Below are 24,810 nucleotides of genomic sequence, written 5' to 3'. Positions count from 1 at the left end.
ATCCAATAGGGGAACTCCATGGCCAAGGTCTTCGAGACGCTGGACGAGCGATTCAACGAGCTCTTCGTCGGCACCGCACAACTGGACAAGCTCTACACCGGCTGCCGCTGGGCGGAAGGCCCGGCCTATTTCGCGGCCGGGCGTTACCTGGTCTGGTCCGACATCCCGAACGACCGGATGCTGCGCTACGACGAATGCAGCGGCCAGACCTCGGTTTTCCGCGCTCCCGCCGGCAACACCAATGGCCACACCGTCGATCGCCAGGGCCGGCTGGTTTCCTGCGAGCATGGCGGGCGCCGGGTGTCGCGCACCGAGTTCGACGGCACGGTCATCACCCTCGCCGACTCTTACAAGGGCAAGCGCCTCAACAGCCCGAACGACGTCGTGGTGAAGTCCGACAACAGCATCTGGTTCACCGATCCCAGCTACGGCATCGATTCCGACTACGAGGGGAACAAGTCGAAGAGCGAGATCGGCCGCTCCAATGTCTATCGCATCGACCCGAAGAGCGGCGCGGTCACGATCGTCGCCGACGATTTCGTGCAGCCCAACGGCATCGCCTTCTCGCCGGACGAGAAGGAACTCTACATCGTCGATACCGGCGCCACCCATAAGAAGAACGGGCCGAAGCACATCCGCCGCTTCGAGGTGAAGGGCGACAAGCTGAAGGACAAGGGCGTGTTCGCGAAGTGCACCGCCGGCCTGTTCGATGGCTTCCGCTTCGACACCGACGGGAGGATCTGGACCAGCGCCGCCGACGGCGTCCATTGCTACGAGAAGGACGGCAAGCTGATCGGCAAGGTCCTGGTGCCGGAGGTCGTCGCCAATGTCTGCTTCGGCGGACCGAAGCGGAACTACCTCTATATCTGCGGCACTACCTCGCTCTACGCGGTGCGCCTCAAGGTCAACGGGCAGAAGACGTACTAGCCGGCTACTTCAATCGTCATTGTCGGGCTTGACCGGGCAATCTTGCGCCGACTGGCACGAGATGCCCGGCCCCGTGCTCGAATGCGGACATTCGTCTGCGGGGTCCGGGCATGACGGTTGGTGCCTTCAGCGCCCTTCGCTGCCGTCGCTGACCAGCACCGCCATCAGCAGGGCGTTCTCCTTGCCGCGGTTGACCCAGGCATGGTTGGTGCCGCGCTGGATCACGCAGTCGAAGGGCTTCAGGGTCCGCTCCTCCTTTTCGAGGACCAGTGTGATCTCGCCGGAGAGCAGGATGATGTAGTCGGTGGTCGGCGACTTGTGCATCGCCGGATGAACCGAAGTGTCGGGCTGCAGATGCGCGCCGTTCATCGCCGCGAACCATTCGGCGTTGGCCTTGCGCTTCTCCTCTTCGGAGAGATGGGCGAATTCGCTCTCCGGCGGGATCTCGAAATAGCGGAACAGGGTGCCGCCGACCGGCGGCTCCAGCTGGGTCGAGAGCGCGCCATGGTCGATGCCGTCGGTATGGTTCACCTTGCCCTTACCGGTGATCCAGCATTCGGTCAGGACGGTGATGATGTTGTCGGCGATGCCGTCGATCATGACGCCGGATTTGCCCTCGGCGTCATTGGCGGTGACGATGCGGCGGATCGGTCTCAGCATGGCTGCGCTCACCCTGCGAACCGCGGTTCGGCGATGCCCTTCACGCCGAGGCCGGTGACCGCGAAGAGCCCACCGGCATTCGCTTCCTTCTGCGGCACGCCTTTCATCGGGCGGCCCATCGAGGTGCAATAGAGGACGTCGAGATTGGCGCCGCCGAACATCACGCTGGTGAGGTTCCGGACCGGGAACTCGATCATCCGATCGATGCGGCCGTCCGGCGCGTAGCGGATGATCCGCCCGCCGAACACATGGGCGTTCCAGATGAAGCCCTCGGAATCCACCGTCGAGCCGTCGAATGTGCCGGGATACTCCCAGGCGGTGAGAAATTTGCGGCGGTTCGAAACGTTGCCGGTGTTGATGTCGTAGTCGTAGGCGTACATCACCTTGTCGTAGGAGTCGCAGAAGTAGAAGGTCTTGTTGTCCGGCGACCAGCAAGGACCGTTCGAGCATTTGATCCCGGAATCAAGCTTGTGGATCGAGAGGTCGGGATCGAGCCGATAGAGTGCCGAGTTCCGCACCGGCCGTTGCCCTCGGTTCGCATCCTCGCGGTCGTGGTCGTAGGCCATGTAGCCGGCGACGAAGCGGCCGCGGCGATCGACCTTGCCGTCGTTCAGCCGGTTCTCCGGCTCGTCGGCCTCGGGGTCGCCGATATGGGTCAGCTTCTGGGTCTCGAAGTCGTAGAGCGAGAAGCCGTTGGCCAGCGCCAGCACGGCGCCGCCCTTCTCGCGCAAGGCCATCGAGCCGATATGGGTCGGCACGAACCAGCGCTTCACGTCGCTGCCGTCTTCCTTGGCGCTGTAGATCTCGGCGGCGGAGCTGTCGATCCAGTAGAGCCGCTGCTCCTTCACGTCCCAGAGCGGCCCCTCGCCCAGATGGTTCTTGGCGTCGACGATGCAGCGGATCTCGACCATGGCGTTCTCTCCCCAGCTTTGGTCTTTTTCGTTGCCGTTGAGGATAGCCGGCCGGGGCGCGTTGGCAATCAAATTTTGTGATCACATATCGAAGATAGACAGTGTTTCAAACCGCGCGCGGCTGCTGTAGGCTCGCCGGAGAGGTTCTATGATGGCGCTGCGCGGGGCGATTCGCCCGGGTTTGACTTCAGGCTGAGAAGAGCGAGATGGACGACAAGGTCAGACCGATTGACGTCACGACCGTGCAGGAGCGGGTCTATCAGGAGTTGCGCGACGCGCTCTATCAGGGCCGCTTCATGCCGGGCGAGGTGCTGACCATCCGGGCGCTGGCCGCCGCACTCGGCACCAGCCCGATGCCGGTCCGCGAAGCGATCCAGCGCCTGGTGACCGAGAACGCGCTGACCCAGCTGCCGAACCGGACCTTCCAGGTCGCGGCTCTGACGCTGGAGAATTATGACGAATGGATCCGGTTGCGCTGCGAGATCGAGGGTTATGCCGCGCAACGCGCCGCATTGCGCGCGACACCGGGGATCTGCGCCGGGCTCCGCAAGATCAACCGCACCTTCGGCGAAGCCATCGAGGCGCGGGATGCAGGCGGCATGCTGGAAGGCAACCAGCACTTTCACTTCGCGGTCTATGAAGCGGCGCAATCGGAAGCGCTGCTGAAGATCATTGGCTCGCTGTGGCTGCGTTTCGGGCCCGTGCTGGCTTTCGTGCAGCATATCGATGGCTCGATCGAGATGTTCCGCCGGGGCGTGCCGGTGCATGAACGCGTGGTTGCCGCCATGGAGCGCCGCGATCCGGAAGAAGCGCGCTTTGCGCTGGCGCTGGATATCCGCGCCGCTGCCTCCTGGTTCCGACGGCATCATTTCGGCGCACCGATCCAGGCCGAGCCCGTGCCGCCGCGCGGGGCTCGCATCGGACGCCCGGCCTAACTCCTTCGCTCAACCTCCGCATGCAGCAAGAGCAAGCTGACGCCCGCGCCGCGGACGGTGGGCGCCTCGGCCCGTAAGTCATTTAATCCTATCTGTGATCACAGATTGACGATATAAGATGTTAACGGCATACTTCGTGCGATGCGGACTCCTCCGAGACCGCACAGGGTGATCGGCGGACAGCGAACGAGCCGCCGGAACGATGAAACCGGGAGGATGTGAAATGACGCTTCTATCGAAGTCAAAGATCGCGGCTGCCTGTCTTGCGGGCGCGCTGGGTGTTTCTGCCTGGGCCGGCAATGCCGCCGCCGAGGAGAAGTTCAAGATCTTCCTGTCGATGTCCTATATCGGCAACGACTGGCAGGCCGAGGCCGCCAACATGATCAAGGCGATGGCCTTGAGCAAAACCTATCGCGACAAGGTGGACCTGCAGGTCCAGGTCGCGGGGCCGAACGCGCAGCGCCAGATCCAGCAGATCAACGCGATGGTGCAGGCCGGCGCCAAGGCGATCATCGTCTATCCGATCTCGCCGACCGCGCTCAACCAGGTGGTGAAGAATGCCTGCGCCAAGGGCGTGGTGGTGGTCGCCTATGATTCGATCATCGAGGAGCCTTGCGCCTACAACGTCCATATCGACCAGAAGGCCTGGGGCCAGAAGTCGGCCGAGTGGCTGGTCGATAAGCTCGGCGGCAAGGGCAATGTCGTGATGGTGACCGGCGTGCCGGGCACCACGGTCGACACCTTGCGCAACGAGGGCGCCAAGGAAGTCTTCGCCAAGCATCCCGGCATCAAGGTGATCGCCGAAGCCAACGGCATGTGGAGCCAGGCGGTCGCGCGCACCGAGCTATCGAGGGTGGTGGCGACGCGGCCCTGGGACCAGATCGACGGGCTCTGGATGCAGGCTGGCTGCTACACCGCCAACTCGATGCAGAGCGAGGCCGGCATTCCCGACGATAAGCTGAAGCCCTGCGCTGGCGAGGCGTCCAATGGCGGCCGGATTCAGATGCTGCCGGTGGGTACCGAGGTCGAAGGTGCGAGCGGCACCTATCGCCCGATGGGCGCCCAGCGTTGGTCGTCCGGCTCGCAGAACTTCACCGGCGCCCTGGCGCTGTCGCTCGCGGTGAAGAAGCTCGAGGGCCAGGAGATCCCGGCCCTGACCGACGTGCCGCAGACCATCGTCACCAATGAGAACATCAAGCTCTGCAAGGAAGGCACCTGGGCGGAGATGAAGGCGGGCTGCAACGTGTTCCAGCCGGCGATCATCGCCAATCCGGGCTGGTTCGCCTCGGTCTATTCCGAGACCACGCCGGAAATCGGCCTGAACGCCGCGCTGGTGGGCCAGCCGGAAGAGTAGGGGGCTGCTGCTAACCGAGCAGCTTCAGCAATCCAGCGGTGGCGGATTCGATGTCGCCGCGGAGGTGCGCCGCGCAGGCTTTGGCGTCGCCTGCGCGGATCGCCTTCAGGATCAGCTGATGCTCGTGGTTGGCGTTGTCGTAGTTGCCGGCGCCGCGCACGCCGTGCAGCAGATGGAAGTAGGGACTGACCTGGAGCCAGAGTCCCTCGATCACCGAGAGCAGGGTCTCCGATCCCGATGCGGCATAGATCGTGAAGTGGAAGTCATGGTTACCACGCACATAGGCGCGGGTGTCGCCGTCCTCGACCGCCTTGGTCATGGTCGCGACCAGGGAATCCAGCTTCGCGATCTCGTCCTTGCCGATCAGCGGCGTCGCCCAGGAGGCGGCGAGGCTCTCAATCTCGACCCGGACCTTGGTGAGGTCGATGAGCCGATCGGATTCCAGCTCCGGGATTCCGACCGAGCGGCCGGAGATCACGCGCAAGGCGCCTTCCGCGGTGAGGCGCTGCAGGGCCTCGCGCACCGGCATGGCGCTGACCCCGAAGGCGCTGGCGAGACCCTGAATGGTCACGAGCTCGCCCGGCATCAGGCCGCCGTCGAGAATCATGGTCTTGAGACGCCGATAGATTTCCTCAGGCAGGGTGACGCGCGCCACCTGCATCTGGGGCAAGGCGGAGGTGCGTCGTTTCGATCGCTGAGTCGTATCCACGGACATTGCGTCGCTGCGGGTATCGCTGAGCCGTTGCTGCGTCAAGGGCATTGGAGGAAACGCCCTTGCTCGGCCGATGATATCTGATTTATGATCAAATGATCAAAAAGAAGTTTGGGCTCCGCGCCGATGTGGCCGCGGCCGGGGTCCAGGGCGCGCGACGCACCCGACGCCAATCGGCCGCACGATGGGAGAGTGACTGATGAAATCGTGGAAAACGGGGTGGCGAATCCTCGCCGCCGGCGCACTGGCTATGGGCGTGATCGCCCAGGCGGGCGCCGCGCATGCGGAGAAGTTCAAAGTCTTCTTGTCGATGTCCTACATCGGCAACGACTGGCAGGCGGAAGCCGCCAACATGGTGAAGGCCATGGCCGCGCATAAGGATTTCGCCGACAAGATCGATCTCCAGGTCCAGGTCGCCGGACCCAATGCCCAGCGCCAGATCCAGCAGATCAACGCCATGGTGCAGGCGGGCGCCAAGGCGATCGTGGTCTATCCGATCTCGCCGACGGCCTTGAACGCGGTGGTGAAGAATGCCTGCAGCAAGGGCGTCATCATCATCGCCTATGACGCGGCGATCGAGGAGCCCTGCGCCTATAACGTGACGATCGACCAGGAAGAAGCGGGCCGCGTCACCGCCGAATGGCTGGTGAAGAAGCTCGGCGGCAAGGGCAACATCATCGCCATCACCGGCGTGCCGGGCACCTCGGTCGATACCTTGCGAACCAAGGCCGCCAAGGAAGTCTTCGCCAAGCATCCGGACATCAAGATCGTCGCCGAAGCGGTCGGCATGTGGAGCCAGGCGGTCGCTCGCACCGAACTCTCGAAGATCCTCGCCACCCAGAACTGGGACGCGATCGACGGGCTCTGGATGCAGGTCGGCTGCTACACCGCCAACGCGATGCAGCTCGAAGCCGGCAAGAAGATCGAGGAGCTGCTGCCCTGCGCCGGCGAAGGCTCGAACGGCGGCCGCATCCAGATGCTGCCGACCAGCGCCAAGGTGGAAGGCGGCGATACCCCGCCTTACGCGCCGCTCGGTGCGCCGCGCATCTCCTACGCCTCGCCGCCCTATTCCGGCGCGCTGGCGCTGAAGCTCGCGGTCCAGAAGCTGGAGGGCAAGGACATTCCGAAGCTCACCACCTTGCCGCTGCCGATCGTCACCAACGAGACTATCAAGTACTGCGAGACGGGCTCCTGGGAAGAAATGAAGGCCGGTTGCAACGCCTTCCCGCCGTCGCTCGTGCCGAATCCGGGCTGGTTTGCCTCGATCTTCTCCGACCAGACGCCGGAAGTCGGGTTCCAGGCCGCCCTGATCGGCCAACCCGAACCCTGAGTCTACCTCGACCTCACGCTGGACGGCGCACCCGCGTCGTCCAGCTTCTTTCTTCTTCGGATTTGATTTGATGCATCGAGTCTGCGCCAACACAAACGCACAAGCATGACGCAAGGCACCGCCATCTCCGCCGACCATGTCCGCAAGGCCTTCGGGGCCACGGTCGCAGTCGATGACGTTTCCTTCGCGGTGGAGGAAGCCAGCGTCCACGCTTTGCTCGGCGAGAACGGCGCCGGCAAATCGACCATCGTCAAATTGCTGAGCGGCCTGATGACCCCCGACCAGGGCGGCTTCCAGGTGCTCGGCCAATCCGTCTCGCTGAAGAGCCCACGCGCCGCGCATCGCTGCGGCATCCAGACCGCCTTCCAGGAGATGACCCTGGTGCGCGACCTGACCGTGCTGGAGAACGTGCTGCTGCCTTACGCCCCGATGAATCCGCTGGGCATGGTCAAGCGCCGCGCGGCGCAGGATGCGGTGGCCGCGCATTTCGCCGGCCTCGGGCTCGAGAGCATCGATCTCAACGACGAGGTCGGCCCGCTCGATCTCGCGATCAAGCAGAAGATCGAGATCGCCCGCGCCCTCTATCGCCAGCCGAAGATCCTGCTGCTGGACGAGCCGACCTCGTCGCTTTCCGGCAGCGACGTCGATTGGCTGGGCGCGGTGATCGCGCGGGAGAAGGCGCGCGGCGTCACCGTGATCTTCATCTCGCACCGCCTGAAGGAGGTGCGCGACTTCTGCGATTCGCTGACCGTCTTGCGCAACGGCCAGCACATCGCGACGGCCAAGGTCGCCGACCTCGACGACGAGGAAGTCATCCGCATGATCGTCGGCCGTTCGATCGGCCAGGCTTTCCCGGAAAAGCCGACGAAGACCCATCAATCCGGCGCCGAGGTGCTGCGGGTGGAAAACCTCGCGACCTCCGGCAAGCTCGCGGATGCTTCCTTCGCGCTCCACAAGGGCGAGATCCTCGGCATCGCCGGGCTGCAGGGCATGGGCCAGCTCGAACTCTTTCGCGCCTGCTTCGGTGCCGCGGAACTCACCGCCGGCCAGATCTCGGTGGACGGCAAGCCGGTCACCATCGCCAGCCCGACCGACGCGGTGCGCGCCAATATCGGCATCAGCCTGGTACCCGAGGACCGGAAGACCGAGGCCCTCTTCCTGAAGCTCTCCGGCACCGAGAACACCTCGATCCCGGTGATCGAGCGGTTCTCCAATTTCGGCTTCATCGACGTGAAGGCCGAGCGCGCGGCGGTCGCCGGCGTGTTCCAGCGGGTCGAGGTCGCGGAGCGCGCGCTCTGGACCCGGGCCGGCGCCTTCTCCGGCGGCAACCAGCAGAAGATCGCAATCGCGAAATGGCTTTTGGCGGAGAGTCGCGTGCTGCTGCTCTACGACCCGACCCGCGGCATCGACGTCGGCACCAAGCACGAACTCTATCGCCTGATGCGGCAATACGTGGAGGCGGGCGGCAGCATCCTGCTCTATTCGACCGAGATCCCGGAACTGGTGCATCTCGCCGACCGGGTGCTGGTGCTCTACCAGGGCCGGATCGCCCGCGAGGTCTCCGCCACTGATCTCAACGAGGATTCGATCATGCGTGCGGCGCTCGGCCATGAGGGGCGCGCCGCATGACCAGTCTCTCCGCCACGACAACGCCGCGCGGTTCCAGCCGCCTTCTGCGCCTAGGCCGGTACCAGGGCGTCCTGGTGGCGCTCGGCGTCTTCATCGTCCTCCTGCTCATCAACGACTGGATGAGCGTGGGGCCGATGAGCTATTTCGAGGTGAGTTCGCTTTCGACCGGCGGCGCGCCGCTGGCGATCGCCGCCACCGGGCAGACCCTGGTGATCCTGACCGGCGGCTTCGACCTCTCCGCGGGGGCGGTGATCTCGCTGGTCAATGTCGTCGTCGCCACCAACATGCCGGACAGCCCCGGTGGCATCCTGCTGTGGTCGCTGATCGGCATCGGCGTCGGCATGGCGACCGGCGCCTTCAACGGTTTCTTCATCGCCTTCTTCCGCCTGCAGCCGATCGTGGTGACGCTCTCGACCATGTTCATCGTGCAGGGCCTGACCCTGCTGGTGCTCGACAAGCCGGGCGGTATGGTACCGATGGGCTTGAGCAACGCGCTGGCGCTCGATGCCGTGCCGGAGCTCATCCCGATGGCGCTGGTGGTGCTGGGCGTCATCGTGCTGCTCTGGCTCTGGCTGAAGAGCACGCGGCTCGGCACCGCGATCTATGCGATCGGCAGCGATATGGAGGCGGCGCGGGCGCGCGGCATCTCGGTGCGTCTCACCCAGTTCCTGGTCTATGTGCTGGCCGGCGGCTGCTATGGCTTCGCGGGAGTCTTCGTCAGCGCGCAGACCGGCGCCGGCGATCCGCTGGTCGGCAATTCCATGCTGCTGCAGATCTTCGGCGCGGTGGTGGTGGGCGGTACGCGCCTGGGCGGCGGGCGCGGCGGCGTCGTGGGCTCGATCATCGGGGCCTATATCCTGATGATCATCGTCAACATCCTGCTGGTGCTGAACGTCTCGGCCTATTACTCCACCGTGGTCGAAGGCTGCATTCTGATCCTCGCGGTCCTTGCCGGCGCCATCAGCCGCGATTCCCGCGCCGCCAAGAATCTGCGCGCCGGCTACGTGCGCTTCCAGGCCTGGCGCAAGGGCATGCTGCCGCGACAGAGGAGCCGCGCGGCGCAACGCCTGGTCCTGCCCGGCATCGAGGCCAAGCCGCGGCAGACACCGACGCCATCCTTCCTGCTGCGCAATGCCGAGGCGATCCGCTACGCGATGCCGGCCTATGTCTGCTTCCTGATCGTGCTGGTGGTGACCGAGCTCACCGTCGGGCGCGCGCTCGGCAACTGGGGCTATTACAACTCGATCCTGGTGCTCTCCTCCTTCCTGCTGATCCTGGCATTGGGGCAGGGGACGGTGATCCTGACCGGTGGCCTCGATCTCTCGGTGCCCTGGACTATCGCGCTTTCCGGCATTCTGCTCGCCGGAATCGTCAACGGCCAGAACGGGCCGCTCATCTATGCCCTGCCGCTGGTGCTCATCATCGGCTGCCTGGTGGGCCTCGCCAACGGCATCGGCATCGCGATCTTCGGCATTTCGCCGATCGTTATGACCCTGGCGATGAACGGCATCCTGCAGGGCCTGGCCTTGCTCTATTCCCAGGGCACGCCGGCCGGATTCTCGGCGCCGCTGATGCGCTGGTTCATGACCGACAAGGCGGGGATCGTCACGCCGGTCGTCGTCTTCATCATCCTCTTCGTGATCGCCGCGGTGCTGCTGCACCGGCGCACTCCCTTCGGCCGCCGGATCTATGGGCTCGGCAACGGCGAAAAGGTGGCGGCGCTTTCCGGCATCAATGTCGACCGCACGATCATGGCGGTCTATGCGCTCTCCGGCTTCTGCGCCGCCCTGGTCGGCTGCATGTTGACCGGTTTCTCCGGCCAGGCCAGCCTGGGCATGGGCGACGAATACATGCTGCCCTCGATCGCGGTCGTGGTGGTCGGAGGTACCCTCATCACCGGCGGCCGCGGCTCCTATCTCGGCATGGTCGGCGGCGTGCTGCTGCTGACTGCGCTGCAGACCTTGCTCGCCGGCACCACCCTGCCTTATGCCACGCGGGTCATCATCTTCGGTCTCGTCGTCCTGGCGGCGGTGATCGCGCTGCGGGACAAGAATCACTAGGGAGTTTGACGTATGGCGCAACTCGCCGGAAAGACTTGGGTCAACGGGCTGAAGCCGGGCCTGCGCGTGGTGGTCTCCGCCGGCGCCTCGGGGATCGGCCTCGCCATCAGCGATATGCTGATCCAGCACGGCGCCAGGCTGCACATCTGCGACGTCGCCGACAATTTCCTGGCAGACTTCAAGAAGAGCCATGCCGGCCATGGCGTCACCAAGGCCGACGTCTCCAAGGAAGCCGATGTGGACAAATTCTTCGCCGAGGCGAAGGCGAGCCTCGGCGGCATCGACGCCCTCATCAACAATGCCGGCATCGCCGGGCCGACCGGCGGCGTGGATGAGATCACGCCGGAGGACTGGCGGCGCTGCATCGACATCGACCTGACCGGCCAGTTCCTCTGTGCCCGACTTGCGGTGCCGGAGATAAAGGCGGCGGGCGGCGGCGCCATCGTCAACATGTCATCGGCGGCGGGCAAGCACGGCTATGCCTTCCGCACGCCCTATGCGGCGGCGAAGTTCGGCGTGATCGGCTTCACCCAGAGCCTCGCCAAGGAGCTCGGCCCCTCGAACATCCGGGTCAACGCCATTCTGCCCGGCATTGTCGAAGGCCCGCGGATCGAAGGCGTGATCGGCGCCCGGGCGGAGCAGCTCGGCATCTCCTACAAGGAAATGGAGAAGGAATATCTCGCCAAGACCTCGCTGCGCCGCATGGTCTCGCCGCATGACGTCGCCGCGATGGTGCTGTTTCTGCTCTCGCCCATGGGCGAGAATATCTCCGGTCAGTCACTCGGCGTCGACGGCAACGTCGAGACGCTCTAAGGGAAGAACATCATCATGGCGAAGATTGCCATCATCGGCAGCGGCTTGATCGGGCGGGCCTGGGCCATCAGCTTCGCCCGCGCCAAGCACGAGATCAAACTCTACGACCAGGTCGCGGGCGCGGCGGAGAAGGCGATCGCCTTCGCCCGCGAGATGGCGGCACCGCTGGAATCTGAGGGATTGCTCGACGGCCAGACCGCCGATCAGCTGGTGGCGCGGATCAAGCCGGCGGCGAGCCTGAAAGAGGCGCTGGACGGCGTGGTGCATGTCCAGGAGAACACGCCGGAAGACGTCGGGGTGAAACAGAAGGTGTTCGCCGAGCTCGACGCGATCGCGGCGCCGGAGACCGTACTCGCCAGCTCGACCTCGGCGATCCTGCCCTCGAAATTCACCGAGCATCTGAAGGGCCGCGCGCGCTGCCTGGTGATGCACCCGATCAACCCGCCCTACCTCATCCCGGCGGTGGAGATCGTGCCCGCGCCCTGGACCGATCCCGCGGCGATGGAGAGGACCCGCCTTCTCGCTGTTGCCTCCGGCCAGGCGCCGATCATGATGAAGCGCGAGCTCGACGGTTTCGTCATGAACCGGATGCAGGGTGCCTTGCTGGAAGAGGCGTTCCGCCTGGTGGCCGACGGCTACGCCTCGGTCGAGGATGTCGATGTCGGCATCCGCGAGGGCCTGGCGCTGCGCTGGTCCTTCATGGGCCCGTTCGAGACCATCGACCTGAACGCGCCCGGCGGGGTCAAGGATTACTGCGAACGCTACCAGCAGATCTATTCCCGGCTCTTCCCCTCGATGCAGCGCCGGGTCGATTGGGCCGGCGAAGTGATGCAGACCGTCGAGAAGGAGCGCCGCGCGAAATTGCCGGCCGCGGACCTGCTGAAGCGGCACCAATGGCGCGACCGCCGCCTGATGGCGCTGCTGGCGCACAAGCGCAAAGCCGCCAAAGAAATCGGATCGTAAGGACAGAGAAAATGGCCACGAAGCGTAAAGTCATTATCACCTGCGCCGTCACTGGCGCGATCCACACGCCATCGATGTCGCCGCATCTGCCGGTGACGCCGAGCGAGATCGCCGATGCGGCGATCGGCGCGGCGGAGGCGGGCGCGGCGATCGTCCATCTCCATGCCCGCGACCCGAAGACCGGCAAGCCGGACCAGACGCCGGAAGCCTTCGAGCCCTTCCTGAAGATCATCAAGCAGCGCTCCAACGCCGTGGTGAACCTGACCTCCGGGGGCGCCCCCTGGATGAAGATCGAGGAGCGCATCCAGCCCTCGATCCGCTTCAAGCCCGAGGTCGCCTCGCTCAACATGGGCTCGATGAACTTCGGCCTCTTCCCGATGCTGAACCGCTTCAAGGAATTCAAGCATGCCTGGGAAAAGGAGCATCTCGAGAACTCGGTCGATCTCATCTTCCGCAACACCTTCAAGGATATCGAATACGCGCTCCGCACCCTGAGCGACAGCGGCATCCGCTTCGAGTTCGAATGCTATGACGTCGGCCACCTCTACAACCTGCACCACTTCCTGGAACGCGGCCTGGTGAAGCCGCCGCTCTTCGTGCAGACCGTGTTCGGGATCCTCGGCGGCATCGGTCCGCATCCCGAGGACGTCATCCACATGAAGCGCACCGCCGACCGGCTGTTCGGCGACAAGTATCAATGGTCGGTTCTCGGTGCCGGCCGCAACCAGATGCCGATCATCTCCATGGCGCTGGCGATGGGCGGCAATGTCCGCGTCGGCCTCGAAGACTCGCTCTGGGGCGGCCCCGGTCGCCTGGCGCAGTCCAATGCCGAGCAGGTGACGATCGCGCGCAAGATGATCGAAGGCCTCGGCATGGAAGTCGCGACGCCGGACGAGGCGCGGGAGATCCTGGGCTTGAAGGGCGCCGACAAGGTCGCTTTCTAGGGAGGAGAACGATGCGGATCGAAGTGCTGGTCGATGTGAAGACCATTCTGGGCGAGGGCCCGCTCTGGGACGTGGAGCAGCAGCGCCTCTATTGGATCGACAGCTTCGGCTGCAACGTGTTCCGCTGCACGGTCAACGGCAGCGAGATCCGCGCCTGGGACGTGCCGGCGAAGATCGGCTCGATGGCGCTGCGCAAGGACGGCAACGGCGCCATCTGCTCGCTCGCCAATGGCTTCCACCTGCTCGACTTCAAGACCGGCGAGACGACGCTGATCCACGATCCCGAGCCCGATCTCGCGACCACCCGCATCAACGACGGCAAGGTCGACCGCCGCGGCCGCTTCATCTCGGGCTCGATGGACACGATGGAGGCGGGGCCGAATGGCTCGCTCTACCGGGTCGATCCGGATTTCAAGGTCACCAAGATCGACAGCGGCATCATCGTTTCCAACGGTCCCTGCTTCAGCCCGGACGACAAGACCTTCTACTTCGCCGATTCCTGGTCGGGCGAGATCTGGGCCTATGACTACGACATCAAGACCGGCAGCGTCTCCAACCGCCGCACCTTCACCAAGATCGACACCTCGACCGGCGGCGCCGCCGACGGCTCGACCGTGGACGCCGAAGGCTGCCTCTGGAACGCGCAGGTCTATGACGGCAAGCTGAAGCGCTACACGCCGGACGGCAAGCTCGAGCGCGTGATCGACATGCCGGTGAAGAAGGTGACCAGCGTGATGTTCGGCGGCCCCAACCTCGACATCCTGTTCGTGACCTCAATGGCGAAGCCGCCGCTGCCGCGCTTCCCCGGCGACGGCGTGCTCCGCGGCAGCCTGTTTGCGATCTACGACCTCGGCATCAAGGGCGTGCCGGAGCCGCGCTTCGGCGCCTGATCCGCGGTTACGACGCCACCCGCTGCTGCGGCTCGACCATCGCCAGGGCCTGCGCCAGCTCGTCCGGGCCGTAGGGCTTGGAGAGCCGCGGCAGGTCCTGGGCGTAGGAGCCCGGCAGGTCCGCGAAGCCGGTGGCGAGGATGATCGGCATCCCGGGAATGAGCTTGTGGATCTGTTCCGCGAGCTGGCCGCCGGTCATGCCGGGCATGGCGTGGTCGGTGATGACCACGTCGATCGTGCGACCGGAGCGCACGACCTCCAGCGCCTCCGCGCCGGACGGCACCCACATCGCCGCATGGCCGAGATCCTCGACCATGGTCGCGGTGACATGGCCGACCAAGGCCTCGTCATCGACCACCAGCACCATGAACTGGTCGCGGGCCGGCGCGGCATCGGCCGCGGTCTTGGCGGCGGCCATCAGCGCGGTCGCGGCGGCGGCGACCGGGAACCAGAGATTGACCGTCGTGCCTTCGCCCGGTGAGCTGGTGATGTGGATCGCGCCGCCCGACTGCACCGCCATGCCCTGCACGGTGGAGAGGCCGAGGCCGGTCCCCTTGCCGCGCTCCTTGGTGGTGTAGAAGGGCTCGGTGCAGCGCTTCAAGGTCGCCTCGTCCATGCCGGCGCCGTCGTCGATCACCGAGACCTGGACATAGCGGCCCTGCTGCAGCGCCACCATGGCATTGCCCATATCCGCGTTGCGCGCGGTGATGGTGATTCGCCCACCCTCCGGCATGGCGTCTCGCGCATTCAGCGTCAGATTGAGGAGCGCCAGCTCGAGCTGGTTGGGGTCGGCCTCGATCAGGTCGAGATCGTCGGCCAGATGGAGGTCGATGGCGATGGTGGGACCGACCGAGCGGCGCAGCATCTCGGATAAGCCGTCGATCAGCGAGCCCAGGTGGATCGCCTCCGGGTGCAGCTCCTGGCGCCGCGCGAAGGCGAGCAGGCGCTTGGTGAGTGCCGCGCCGCGCTCGGCGCTTTCCTGCGCGGCCTTCAGCATGCGCTTCGACTTCGGGTCCTCGGGGATGCGCTTGCCGATATATTGCAGGCAGCCGAGGATGCCCATCAGCAGGTTGTTGAAGTCATGGGCGAGCCCGCCGGTCAGCTGGCCGAGGCTCTCCATCTTCTGCATCTCATGGACCTGGGCCATCGCGACTTCGCGCTCGCGGGTCCGCTCCTCGACCCGCCTTTCGAGCTGCTGGTTGATCTCGGCCAAGGCGGCGGTGCGCTCCTCGACCCGGCTCTCGAGCTCGGCGTTCAGTGCTTCGAGCGCGCGGGTCTTGCGGTGCAGGTCGAGGAAGATCCGCACCCGCGCCCGCAACAGGTCCGGCACGATGGGCACCGGCATGTAGTCGACGGCACCATGCTCGTAGCCTTTGAGGAGGTCGAGCTCGGTCACCGAGATCGCCGAGACGAACATCAGGGCGGTCTGGGCGAAGCGGGGGTGGTCGCGGATCATGCGCGCCAGCTCGAAACCGTCGAGATCCGGCATGCAGACGTCGATCAGCACCAGCGCGATATCCTGCTTCAGCAGGATCTCCAGCGCCTCGCGACCGGACTGCGCCTTGATCAGGTTCTCGCCGAGATCCGAGAGGATCGCCTCGTAGCTCAGCAGCTTGGCCGGCTGGTCGTCGACCAGCAGGATGTTGACGGGTTCGACCGGTTTCATCGCCCGTCTCCTACCGGTGCAGCCACATGCGCAGCGCCGAGAGGAGCTGCTCGGTGTTGACCGGCTTGGCGAGATAATCCGAGGCACCGGCTTCCAGGCATTTCTCCCGGTCACCCTTCATCGCCTTGGCGGTCAAGGCGATGATCGGCAGGCGGCGGAACTCCGTCTTGGACCGGATCGCCTGCATGGTCTGGTAGCCGTCCATCTCCGGCATCATGATGTCCATCAGCACCAGGGCGACCTCGTCGGAAGTCTCCAGGGTCTGGATCGCCTCCTTGCCGGTGGTCGCGGTCAGCACCTTCATGCCGCGCCGCTCCAGCACGCTCGAGAGGGTGAAGATGTTGCGGGCGTCGTCGTCGACCAGCAGCACGGTGCGGCCGATCAGGTCCTCGTCGGAGGAGTAGAGCCGCTCCAACATCCGCTGCTTCTCGGCCGGGAGGTCGGTCACCACGCGGTGCAGGAACAAGGCGGTCTCGTCCAGCAGGCGCTCGGGCGATTCCACGCCCTTCACCACGACGCTGCGCGCCATGGTGTGGAGTTGAGCATCTTCCTCCGCCGTCAGCTCACGGCCGGTAAAGATCACCACCGGGACGTCCGAGAGACTGTCCTCGTGGGAGATCTTGGAGAGGAGGTCGAAGCCGGAGACGTCCGGCAGCCGGAGGTCGAGCACCACGCAGTCGAACTTGTCGCTGTTCAAGGCCTCCATGGCCGCGGCGCCGCTATCGACCGCTATGATGTCGATGTCATCATAGCCCAGCAGCTCGCTGATGCCGAAACGCTCGGCGGCGTTGTCCTCGACGATCAGCAGTTTGCGCCGCCGTGCCCGGCTGAACTCGGTGATCCGCTGCAGCGCCTTCTCCAGTCCCTCGGTGCTGGAGGGTTTGGTGATGAAGCTGAAGGCACCGCGGGCGAGGCCGTGCTGGCGGTCATCCTCCAGGGTCACGATCTGCACCGGAATATGCCGCGTCAGCGGATCCTGCTTCAACTGGCTCAACACCGACCATCCCAGCATGTCGGGCAGGAAGATGTCGAGCGAGACTGCGCTCGGCTGGTATTCGCGCGCCAGCGCCAGGGCTTCGGCGCCCTTATGCGCGATCAGCACCTTCAGCCCGTGCTGGTGCGCCATGTCGGCTACCATCCGGGCGAAGGTCGGGTCGTCCTCGACTACCAGCAGGATGCGGTCGCCGGGTTCGAGCAGGGTACGGTCGTCCGGCACCCGCTCCTCCGGCAGGGTGCCCAGCTTGTGGCTGATCACCTCGGTCGGCACGTTGCGCCGGGTCCGGTTCTCCGGCTGCGGCTGCTCGATCGGGCCGACATAGTTCAGCGGCAGATAGAGCGTGAAGGTGCTGCCTTGGCCGGGCAGGGATTTCAGCTGGATCTCGCCGCCGAGCAGGCTCGAGAGCTCGCGCGAGATGGCGAGGCCGAGACCGGTGCCGCCGAACTTGCGGCTGGTCGAGGCGTCGGCCTGCTGGAAGGCCTCGAAGATGATCTTCTGCTTCTCCAGCGGGATGCCGACGCCGGTGTCGGTGACCTCGAAGGCCACTACCGCCGGTGCGCGGCTCAAGGTCGGGTGCTCGGAAGACCAGCCGCTGGAAGCCTTGCTGATCGAGAGCTTGACGCCGCCGCGCTCGGTGAACTTGAAGGCGTTGGACAGCAGGTTCTTCAGCACCTGCTGCAGCCGCTTGGCATCGGTGATCATGCTGCGATCGAGCGTCGGATCGAGATACGCGTCGAAGGTGAGCTTGCGGTTTTCCGCGGTGTGGCGGAACGGCCGCACCACGGAATCGAAGATCGTGCTGAACAGCACCTCGCCGGCTTCGACCGAGACCGTGCCGGATTCGATCTTGGAAAGATCGAGAATGTCGGTGATCAAGTTCAATAGGTCGGTGCCGGCCCCGTGGATGGTGCGGGCGAACTCGACCTGCTTGGGTGTGAGATTCATGTCCGGGTTCTCGGCCAGCTGCTGGCCGAGGATCAGGATGTTGTTCAGCGGCGTGCGGAGCTCGTGGCTCATGTTGGCCAGGAATTCCGACTTGTATTTCGAGGTCAGCGCCAACTCGGCGGCCTTCTCCTCCACCGCGCGGCGCGCCTGTTCGATCTCGCGGTTCTTGCGCTCGACCTCGACGTTGCGTTCGGCAAGCTGCTGGGCCTTGAGCTCCAGCTGCTCGTTGGTCTGGGTCAATTCGCGCTGCTGGGTCTGCAACTCGCCGGCGAGCTGCTGCGATTGCACCAGCAGGCCCTCGGTCTGCATGGTGGCTTCGATCGAGTTCAAGACGATGCCGATCGAGGCGGTCAGCTGGTCGAGGAAGGAGATCTGCAGCTCGGTGAAATCGTTCACCGAGGCGAGTTCGATCACCGCCTTCACCTGGCCTTCGAACAGCACCGGCAGGACGACATCGTTCTTCGGCACGGCGCGGAACAGGCCGGAGCCGATCGGCACCACGTTGTCCGGCATCTCGGTGATCAGGATGCGCTTGGCGTCCGCGGCGCATTGGCCGATCAGGCCCTCGCCGACGGTGAGGCGCTGCGGATGCCCGTCCAGCCCCTGGTCGGAATAGACCGAGAGCCGGCGCAGGCTCTCCGCATTCTCGACCAGATAGATGACGCCGTTCTGCGCGCCGACCAGCGGCGCCAGCTCGGACAAGAGCATGCGGCCGACTGCCGCGAGGTCGCGCTGGCCCTGCAGCATGTTGGTGAAGCGGGCGAGGTTGGTCTTCAGCCAGTCCTGCTCGGTGTTGCGCTCGGTGGTCAGGCGCAGGTTGCCGATCATGGTGTTGATGTTGTCCTTGAGCTCGGCCACCTCGCCGCGGGCATCGACCTGGATCGACCGGGTCAGGTCGCCCTTGGTGACGGCGGTCGCCACCTCGGCGATGGCGCGCACCTGGTTGGTGAGGTTCGCCGCCAGCAGGTTGACGTTGCCGGTCAGGTCCTTCCAGGTGCCGGCCGCGCCCGGCACGTTGGCCTGGCCGCCCAAGCGCCCCTCGACGCCGACCTCGCGGGCCACCGAGGTCACCTGCTCGGCGAAGGTCGCCAGCGTGTCGGTCATGTTGTTGATGGTCTCGGCCAGGGCCGCGACCTCGCCCTTCGACTTCACGGTCAGGTTCTGTTTCAGGTCGCCGTCGGCGACCGCGGTCACCACCTTCACGATGCCGCGCACCTGCTCGGTCAGGTTCGCCGCCATGACGTTGACGGTGTCGGTCAGGTCCTTCCAGGTGCCGGCGACGCCCGGCACCTGCGCCTGGCCGCCGAGCTTGCCTTCGGTGCCGACCTCGCGCGCCACGCGGGTGACTTCGGAGGCGAAGGCGTTGAGCTGATCGACCATGGTGTTGATGGTGTTCTTCAGCTCGAGAATTTCACCGCGCACGTCCACGGTGATCTTGCGCGAGAGATCGCCGCGGGCGACGGCGGTGGTGACCTCGGCGATGTTGCGCACCTGGGTGGTGAGGTTCGCCGCCAGCAGGTTCACGGTGTCGGTCAAGTCCTTCCAGGTGCCGCCGACGCCGGGCACCACCGCCTGCACGCCCAGGCGGCCTTCGGTCGCGACCTCGCGGGCGACGCGGGTCACTTCCGCCGCGAAGGAGCGCAACTGCTCGACCATGGTGTTCAGCGTTTCTTTGAGCAGCAGGATCTCGCCGCGCACGTCCACGGTGATCTTCTTCGACAAGTCGCCGTTGGCGATGGCCGTCGCCACCTCGGCGATGTTGCGGACCTGGCCGGTCAGGTTCGAGGCCATGAAGTTGACGTTGTCGGTCAGGTCCTTCCAGGTGCCGGCGACGCCGGGCACCGCGGCCTGGCCGCCGAGCTTGCCCTCGGTGCCGACCTCGCGCGCCACGCGCGTGACTTCGGAGGCGAAGGCGTTGAGTTGATCGACCATGGTGTTGATGGTGTTCTTCAGCTCGAGGATCTCACCCTTCACGTCGACCGTGATCTTGCGGCTCAGGTCGCCGCGCGCGACCGCGGTGGTGACCTCGGCGATGTTGCGGACCTGGGCGGTCAGGTTGCCGGCCATCGAGTTCACGTTGTCGGTGAGGTCCTTCCAGGTGCCGGCGACACCGGGCACCTGGGCCTGTCCGCCCAAGCGGCCTTCGGTGCCGACTTCGCGGGCGACGCGGGTGACTTCCGAAGCAAAGCCGTTCAGCTGATCCACCATTGTGTTCAGCGTTTCCTTGAGCTGCAGAATCTCGCCGCGCACGTTGACGGTGATCTTGCGCGAGAGGTCGCCGTTGGCGATCGCGGTCGCGACCTCGGCGATGTTGCGGACCTGGCCGGTGAGATTGCCGGCCATCGAGTTCACGGAATCGGTCAAGTCCTTCCAGGTGCCGGCGACGCCCGGCACCTGCGCCTGTCCGCCCAGCCGGCCTTCGGTGCCGACTTCGCGGGCGACGCGCGTGACCTCGCCGGCGAAGGCGTTCAACTGGTCGACCATGGTGTTGATGGTCTCTTTGAGCTGCAGGATCTCGCCCGAAACATTGACCGTGATCTTCTTCGACAAGTCGCCCTCGGCGACCGCGGTCGCCACTTCGGCGATGTTGCGGACCTGCGCCGTCAGGTTCGAGGCCATCGAATTCACGGAGTCGGTCAGATGCTTCCAGGTGCCGGCGACACCCTTCACCTCGGCCTGGCCGCCGAGCTTGCCTTCGGTGCCGACCTCGCGGGCGACGCGGGTGACTTCGCCCGCGAACGCGTTGAGCTGGTCGACCATGGTGTTGATGGTGTCCTTGAGCTCCAGGATCTCGCCGCGCACGTTGACGGTGATCTTGCGCGACAAGTCGCCGTTGGCAATGGCTGTGGCGACTTCGGCGATGTTGCGCACCTGGCCGGTCAGGTTGCCGGCCATCGAATTCACGGAATCGGTCAGATCCTTCCAGGTGCCGGCGACGCCCGGCACCTGCGCCTGTCCGCCCAACCGGCCATCGGTGCCGACTTCGCGCGCCACGCGGGTGACCTCGCCGGCGAAGGCGTTCAGCTGATCGACCATGGTGTTGATGGTCTCTTTGAGCTGCAGGATCTCGCCCGAGACGGTGACGGTGATCTTCTTCGACAAATCGCCGCCGGCGATGGCGGTGGCCACTTCCGCGATGTTGCGGACCTGGCCGGTGAGGTTGCCGGCCATGGAGTTCACGTTGTCGGTCAAGTCCTTCCAGGTGCCGGCGACGCCCGGCACCTGCGCCTGGCCGCCCAGGCGGCCCTCGGTGCCGACTTCGCGCGCGACGCGGGTCACTTCCGAGGCGAAGCCGTTCAGCTGGTCCACCATGGTGTTGATGGTGTCCTTGAGTTCCAGGATCTCGCCGCGCACGTCGACGGTGATCTTGCGCGACAGGTCGCCGCGCGCCACGGCGGTGGTCACCTCGGCGATGTTGCGCACCTGGTCGGTCAGGTTGCCGCACATCGCGTTGACCGAGTCGGTCAGATCCTTCCAGGTGCCGGCGACGCCCGGCACCAGGGCCTGGCCGCCGAGCTTGCCGTCGGTGCCGACTTCGCGGGCGACCCGGGTGACTTCGGAGGCGAAGGAGCGCAGCTGATCGACCATCGTGTTGATGGCTTCCTTGAGCTGCAGGATCTCGCCGCGCACGTCCACCGTGATCTTCTTGGAAAGATCGCCGTTGGCCACGGCGATGGTCACGTCGGCGAGGTTGCGCACCTGGGCCGTCAGGTTGTCGGCCATCGAGTTCACGCTCTCGGTCAGGTCCTTCCACACGCCGGTCACGCCGCGCACCTGGGCCTGGCCGCCGAGCTTGCCTTCGGTGCCGACCTCGCGGGCGACGCGGGTCACTTCCGAGGTGAAGACCGAGAGCTGCTGGATCATGGTGTTGACGATGGTGGCCGAGCGCAGGAACTCGCCCTTGAGGGGCCTTCCATCGACTTCGAGCTGCACGGTCTGCAGCAGATCGCCCTTGGCGACCGCGGTGATGGCGCGGGTGACGGCGGTGGTCGGCCAGAGCAAGTCGTCGATCAGCGTGTTGACCGAGGTCTCCATCTCGCCCCAGGCGCCATGGGTGATGCCGTATTTGACCCGCTTCGAGGTCTTGCCGTCGCGGCCGACCACCTGGCCGACCTGCTCCAGCTGCTGCGCCATGCGCTCGTTGGCCGAGACGATGTCGTTGAAGGCATCGGCGATCTTGCCGGCGATGCCCACCTGGTCGGTCGGCAGCCGGACCGAGAAATCGCCCATCCGCATCGCCTGCAAGGCCTGCAGCAGGGGCGAAAGAATCGGGTCGGATTCGGCATGCCCATTGCCGGAATAGCGCGGCGGGGGCGGCGCCTTGCGCGGCTTGGTCTCGGAACTACGCTGCTCGACTTTGGCCTGCGCCATGAGAACCCCCGAACCGGATGTGATCGGGGGCGCGAGCCGCCTTCAGGGCAGCCGCTATCGTCCCAGTGCTGGCACTGGAGAAATCGCGTTTCTGCTCAAACGTTTCGCGCAAGTTCCAAGACCCCGAGGCGATATCCGCCACAACCGGAAACCCCGGTGGCCTCGAAGGGTTCCTTCCGCCCCAGCGGGAAGCATCCCGTCACGCTTTCTCCGACATTTGAGTCAAACCCCGGAAATAACGGCAGAAATCTGCATTTTATGCCTCTGCTCCTAGCCCCGCCTCTTGATTGCGGTAAGCCACCTGCGGGAAGCTTCACGGCGGGGAGCCTGGGGACCCGGTCCAGGCTGGGGACGACAAGCAAGAGTGCAGAGAATGACCGACTTCACGACCGCCTTTCGGCAGCGCGCCATTCCGGACAGCCGGCCGCGACAGTAACCTAAACGCCCCCGGCTCGCCCACCATGAGCGCCCTTGTCCTCCTCGAGAACGAACAACTGCGCGTCGTCGTCGACCCGATGGTCGGCGGCACGATCCGCAGCGTCGAGCATCACGGGCTCGGCCTCTCCGTGCTCGGCAAGGTGCCGTGGAAGGCGGAGACGACGCCGCTCGATCCGGCAGCGGTCAAGGACGATGCGCTCTGGCTCACCCGCTATTCCGGCGGCTGGCCGATCCTGTTCCCGAACGGCGGCGACGCCTGCACATATCAGGGCGTGTTTCATGGCTTCCACGGCGAGGCCTCCGTGTCGCCCTGGGACATGCAGATGGACGATCGCGCGATCGTCCTGCGCCGGCGCTTCCAGACCGTGCCCGTCACGCTCGAGCGCGAGATCACCCTGGATGGCGATCTCTTGCTGATCCGCGAGACCGCGCGCTGCACCAGTGCGGCGCCCGCGACGGTGATGTGGGGCCATCAGCCGAGCTTCGGCTCCGATCTGCTCGATGGCCCTGTCGAGATCCAGTCGAGCGCCCGCGGTTTCCTGAGCGACGAACGCTATGACGCGCCGGCCAATCCGCTGCGCCCCGGCGGCAAGGGCCGCTGGCCGATGGTGCCGAGCAAGGCGAAGAACGCGCTTTATGACTTGAGCCGGCCCCGCGAGCCGCTTTCGGCCATGACCTGCCTCGGCGACTTCCCGCCGAAGATCACCGGCGGCGCCTGGGTCACCTTGCGCCGGCTCGACAATGCCGTCGGCGTCGCCCTTTCCTGGGACGAGAGCGTCTTTCCCTATGCCTGGCTCTGGTTCGAGCTCAATGGATTGCAGGACGCGCCCTGGAACGGCCAGACCCGGTTGATCGCGGTCGGGCCGAACACGAGCTGGCCGGCCAGCGGCCTCGCCGATGTTGAAGAGCAGGGCGGCCGCCTGCTCAACCTAGCACCCGGCAAGGACGTCACCGCCGAGATACGCCTGCAGATCTTCAAGCCCGGCGGCGCGGTGCGCGGCGTCAATCCCGACGGGCGCGTGATGGGCTGACCGGCCGCGTCGCCCAGCTTGCACAACTTCGCGTGAAGAACGCTTCCTAAGCCGCCGGATTCCCGGAGGTTTGGGGTTTAACGGCTTGTATTCGCTGCAACCCCTTGTTTAGCTTGGGAGAGCGGATCGAGGATCGGGCATTCATGGCACGCGGGCGTAGGGGTTTTGGAGTCTGGCTTCTCCTGCTGGCCGTGCTGGTCCTCGGCCTGGCTGGTGCGGCCGCGTGGTGGCTGTTCTATCGCCTGCCGGAATTGACCGCCGCGGCGCCCCAGCCGGTGCTCCCGGACGCCCTGATGCAGGCGCCCGCGGTCCTGCAAAACGAGATCGCCGCGCTGAAGGAAAGCAACGACCGCCTCGCCGCCGGCATCACCCAGGCCGAAGCGCTGCTGAAGCTCGACGTCTGCGATCCGAAGCGCCAGGCGGAATTGGAAACCCTGCTGCAGAAGATCGAGTTCGGCGCCCATCTCGAAACGCCGCCGGCGAAAATCCAGAACGCGAGCGTCACGCCGGGCGACGGCGTCTCGGCGCTGCGCAACGAAGCCTTGGTGCAGCAGCTCAAGGAACAGACCGTCTTCATCCTGGCGCCGACGGGCGGCGACGATGTGATGCTCGGCTCCGGCATGGTGATCGGCCCGGGCCTGGTGCTGACCAATCGCCATGTCGTCGCAAGCTCGGTCGGGCGCGATCTGGTGGTCATGGCCTCGACCCAGGCGCGCCCTCTGCTCGGCCGGGTAAAGGCCCTCTCCGCCGAGCCGATCGGCAATGCCGGCGACTACTACGCGGACGACTTCGCGCTGGTCACGGTGAGCGGCCCGCTCTCCGCGCCGCCGCTCAACATGGCGAGCGCGGTGCAGGCCCTGGATCCCGTCATCGCCGCGGGCTTTCCGACCAATGTCATCACTGCGGACAAGCAGTTCCAGGACCTGCAGGCCGGCCGCGCCGTCGGCATGCCGGGAGTTGTCCTGAGCCGCGGCGACGTCCGCGCGGTGGAGAACCAGGGCAGTCCGACGCCGGTGCTGGCGCACACCGCGGAAATCTCCGAAGGCAACAGCGGCGGTCCGCTGGTCAATGCCTGCGGCCAGCTGGTCGGCATCAACACCTTCGGCATCCAGATCCCCGGCCAGAGCCGCACCTCGAACTTCGCCATCGGCAACGGTGCGATCGACCGTTTCCTGAAGAGCCAGAATGTCGCGCTGCCGGTCGGCGGCAGCTGCTCGGCCGATCGCTTCTGACC

Annotated in this window: 17 protein-coding genes; 12 read left to right on the top strand and 5 right to left on the bottom strand. The window is 65.6% G+C overall.

Features of this window, described 5'->3' with window-relative positions; translation table 11 throughout:
• Positions 1-18 precede the first annotated feature (18 nt).
• Complete coding sequence (locus tag ACYQ4T_RS26200; RefSeq protein ID WP_459859584.1) at positions 19-927, top strand: SMP-30/gluconolactonase/LRE family protein; 909 nt, start codon at positions 19-21, stop codon at positions 925-927.
• A gap of 126 nt (positions 928-1,053) precedes the next feature.
• Here ACYQ4T_RS26200 and ACYQ4T_RS26195 read toward each other — a convergent pair whose 3' ends face one another.
• On the bottom strand, positions 1,054-1,587 hold the full coding sequence (locus ACYQ4T_RS26195; RefSeq protein ID WP_459859583.1) for a cupin domain-containing protein: 534 nt from the start codon (positions 1,585-1,587) through the stop codon (positions 1,054-1,056).
• A gap of 8 nt (positions 1,588-1,595) precedes the next feature.
• Positions 1,596-2,498, bottom strand: coding sequence for an SMP-30/gluconolactonase/LRE family protein (locus tag ACYQ4T_RS26190; RefSeq protein WP_459859582.1), 903 nt, complete (start codon positions 2,496-2,498; stop codon positions 1,596-1,598).
• A gap of 206 nt (positions 2,499-2,704) precedes the next feature.
• On the opposite strand from ACYQ4T_RS26190, the gene ACYQ4T_RS26185 reads away from it, so the two are divergent.
• Positions 2,705-3,433 carry a GntR family transcriptional regulator gene (locus tag ACYQ4T_RS26185; protein WP_459859581.1) on the top strand — a complete coding sequence of 243 codons (729 nt, stop codon included), beginning with the start codon at positions 2,705-2,707 and terminating at the stop codon, positions 3,431-3,433.
• A gap of 223 nt (positions 3,434-3,656) precedes the next feature.
• Positions 3,657-4,787, top strand: a complete 1,131-nt coding sequence (locus ACYQ4T_RS26180; RefSeq protein ID WP_459859580.1) for a sugar ABC transporter substrate-binding protein — start codon at positions 3,657-3,659, stop codon at positions 4,785-4,787.
• A 10-nt stretch (positions 4,788-4,797) separates the two neighbouring features.
• Here the strand turns inward: ACYQ4T_RS26180 and ACYQ4T_RS26175 are convergent, their stop codons facing one another.
• Positions 4,798-5,448, bottom strand: a complete 651-nt coding sequence (locus ACYQ4T_RS26175) for a GntR family transcriptional regulator (protein ID WP_459859699.1) — start codon at positions 5,446-5,448, stop codon at positions 4,798-4,800.
• Positions 5,449-5,698: 250 nt separating this feature from the next.
• Here ACYQ4T_RS26175 and ACYQ4T_RS26170 point away from each other — a divergent pair, with 250 nt between their 5' ends.
• From ACYQ4T_RS26170 to ACYQ4T_RS26140, 7 genes are all read left to right on the top strand, one after another.
• On the top strand, positions 5,699-6,829 hold the full coding sequence (locus ACYQ4T_RS26170) for a sugar ABC transporter substrate-binding protein (protein WP_459859579.1): 1,131 nt from the start codon (positions 5,699-5,701) through the stop codon (positions 6,827-6,829).
• A 105-nt stretch (positions 6,830-6,934) separates the two neighbouring features.
• Positions 6,935-8,458: a sugar ABC transporter ATP-binding protein gene (locus ACYQ4T_RS26165; protein ID WP_459859578.1), complete on the top strand. Its 1,524-nt coding sequence runs from the start codon at positions 6,935-6,937 to the stop codon at positions 8,456-8,458.
• Complete coding sequence (locus ACYQ4T_RS26160) at positions 8,455-10,518, top strand: ABC transporter permease (protein ID WP_459859577.1); 2,064 nt, start codon at positions 8,455-8,457, stop codon at positions 10,516-10,518. The genes ACYQ4T_RS26165 and ACYQ4T_RS26160 overlap by 4 nt, the downstream gene beginning before the upstream one ends.
• A 12-nt stretch (positions 10,519-10,530) precedes the next feature.
• Positions 10,531-11,331 carry an SDR family oxidoreductase gene (locus tag ACYQ4T_RS26155; RefSeq protein WP_459859575.1) on the top strand — a complete coding sequence of 267 codons (801 nt, stop codon included), beginning with the start codon at positions 10,531-10,533 and terminating at the stop codon, positions 11,329-11,331.
• A 15-nt stretch (positions 11,332-11,346) separates the two neighbouring features.
• Entirely contained in the window at positions 11,347-12,294 is a 948-nt protein-coding gene (locus tag ACYQ4T_RS26150) for a 3-hydroxyacyl-CoA dehydrogenase (protein ID WP_459859574.1), read from the top strand.
• Positions 12,295-12,305: 11 nt separating this feature from the next.
• Entirely contained in the window at positions 12,306-13,238 is a 933-nt protein-coding gene (locus ACYQ4T_RS26145; RefSeq protein ID WP_459859573.1) for a beta-keto acid cleavage family enzyme, read from the top strand.
• An 11-nt stretch (positions 13,239-13,249) separates the two neighbouring features.
• Positions 13,250-14,128, top strand: a complete 879-nt coding sequence (locus ACYQ4T_RS26140) for an SMP-30/gluconolactonase/LRE family protein (RefSeq protein ID WP_459859572.1) — start codon at positions 13,250-13,252, stop codon at positions 14,126-14,128.
• Positions 14,129-14,135: 7 nt separating this feature from the next.
• On the opposite strand, the gene ACYQ4T_RS26135 is transcribed toward ACYQ4T_RS26140, so the two are convergent.
• Positions 14,136-15,794, bottom strand: a complete 1,659-nt coding sequence (locus tag ACYQ4T_RS26135; protein WP_459859571.1) for a response regulator — start codon at positions 15,792-15,794, stop codon at positions 14,136-14,138.
• A gap of 10 nt (positions 15,795-15,804) precedes the next feature.
• Entirely contained in the window at positions 15,805-22,107 is a 6,303-nt protein-coding gene (locus ACYQ4T_RS26130; RefSeq protein ID WP_459859570.1) for a HAMP domain-containing protein, read from the bottom strand.
• A 461-nt stretch (positions 22,108-22,568) separates the two neighbouring features.
• Between ACYQ4T_RS26130 and ACYQ4T_RS26125 the strand changes: the two genes are divergently transcribed.
• Positions 22,569-23,576, top strand: coding sequence for an aldose epimerase family protein (locus ACYQ4T_RS26125; protein WP_459859569.1), 1,008 nt, complete (start codon positions 22,569-22,571; stop codon positions 23,574-23,576).
• A 143-nt stretch (positions 23,577-23,719) separates the two neighbouring features.
• On the top strand, positions 23,720-24,808 hold the full coding sequence (locus tag ACYQ4T_RS26120) for a trypsin-like peptidase domain-containing protein (RefSeq protein ID WP_459859568.1): 1,089 nt from the start codon (positions 23,720-23,722) through the stop codon (positions 24,806-24,808).
• Positions 24,809-24,810: the final 2 nt, after the last annotated feature.

The sequence above is a fragment of the Dongia sp. agr-C8 genome, assembly GCF_054658695.1.
This window is presented reverse-complemented; position numbering and strand designations above follow the sequence as displayed.

What these genes read in the sequence shown, in the direction of transcription:
- ACYQ4T_RS26200 (WP_459859584.1), top strand. Translation starts at nt 19, where the DNA reads ATGGCCAAGGTCTTCGAGACGCTGGACGAGCGATTCAACGAGCTCTTC.
- ACYQ4T_RS26195 (WP_459859583.1), bottom strand. Translation starts at nt 1,587, where the DNA reads ATGCTGAGACCGATCCGCCGCATCGTCACCGCCAATGACGCCGAGGGC.
- ACYQ4T_RS26190 (WP_459859582.1), bottom strand. Translation starts at nt 2,498, where the DNA reads ATGGTCGAGATCCGCTGCATCGTCGACGCCAAGAACCATCTGGGCGAG.
- ACYQ4T_RS26185 (WP_459859581.1), top strand. Translation starts at nt 2,705, where the DNA reads ATGGACGACAAGGTCAGACCGATTGACGTCACGACCGTGCAGGAGCGG.
- ACYQ4T_RS26180 (WP_459859580.1), top strand. Translation starts at nt 3,657, where the DNA reads ATGACGCTTCTATCGAAGTCAAAGATCGCGGCTGCCTGTCTTGCGGGC.
- ACYQ4T_RS26175 (WP_459859699.1), bottom strand. Translation starts at nt 5,448, where the DNA reads ATGCAGGTGGCGCGCGTCACCCTGCCTGAGGAAATCTATCGGCGTCTC.
- ACYQ4T_RS26170 (WP_459859579.1), top strand. Translation starts at nt 5,699, where the DNA reads ATGAAATCGTGGAAAACGGGGTGGCGAATCCTCGCCGCCGGCGCACTG.
- ACYQ4T_RS26165 (WP_459859578.1), top strand. Translation starts at nt 6,935, where the DNA reads ATGACGCAAGGCACCGCCATCTCCGCCGACCATGTCCGCAAGGCCTTC.
- ACYQ4T_RS26160 (WP_459859577.1), top strand. Translation starts at nt 8,455, where the DNA reads ATGACCAGTCTCTCCGCCACGACAACGCCGCGCGGTTCCAGCCGCCTT.
- ACYQ4T_RS26155 (WP_459859575.1), top strand. Translation starts at nt 10,531, where the DNA reads ATGGCGCAACTCGCCGGAAAGACTTGGGTCAACGGGCTGAAGCCGGGC.
- ACYQ4T_RS26150 (WP_459859574.1), top strand. Translation starts at nt 11,347, where the DNA reads ATGGCGAAGATTGCCATCATCGGCAGCGGCTTGATCGGGCGGGCCTGG.
- ACYQ4T_RS26145 (WP_459859573.1), top strand. Translation starts at nt 12,306, where the DNA reads ATGGCCACGAAGCGTAAAGTCATTATCACCTGCGCCGTCACTGGCGCG.
- ACYQ4T_RS26140 (WP_459859572.1), top strand. Translation starts at nt 13,250, where the DNA reads ATGCGGATCGAAGTGCTGGTCGATGTGAAGACCATTCTGGGCGAGGGC.
- ACYQ4T_RS26135 (WP_459859571.1), bottom strand. Translation starts at nt 15,794, where the DNA reads ATGAAACCGGTCGAACCCGTCAACATCCTGCTGGTCGACGACCAGCCG.
- ACYQ4T_RS26130 (WP_459859570.1), bottom strand. Translation starts at nt 22,107, where the DNA reads ATGGCGCAGGCCAAAGTCGAGCAGCGTAGTTCCGAGACCAAGCCGCGC.
- ACYQ4T_RS26125 (WP_459859569.1), top strand. Translation starts at nt 22,569, where the DNA reads ATGAGCGCCCTTGTCCTCCTCGAGAACGAACAACTGCGCGTCGTCGTC.
- ACYQ4T_RS26120 (WP_459859568.1), top strand. Translation starts at nt 23,720, where the DNA reads ATGGCACGCGGGCGTAGGGGTTTTGGAGTCTGGCTTCTCCTGCTGGCC.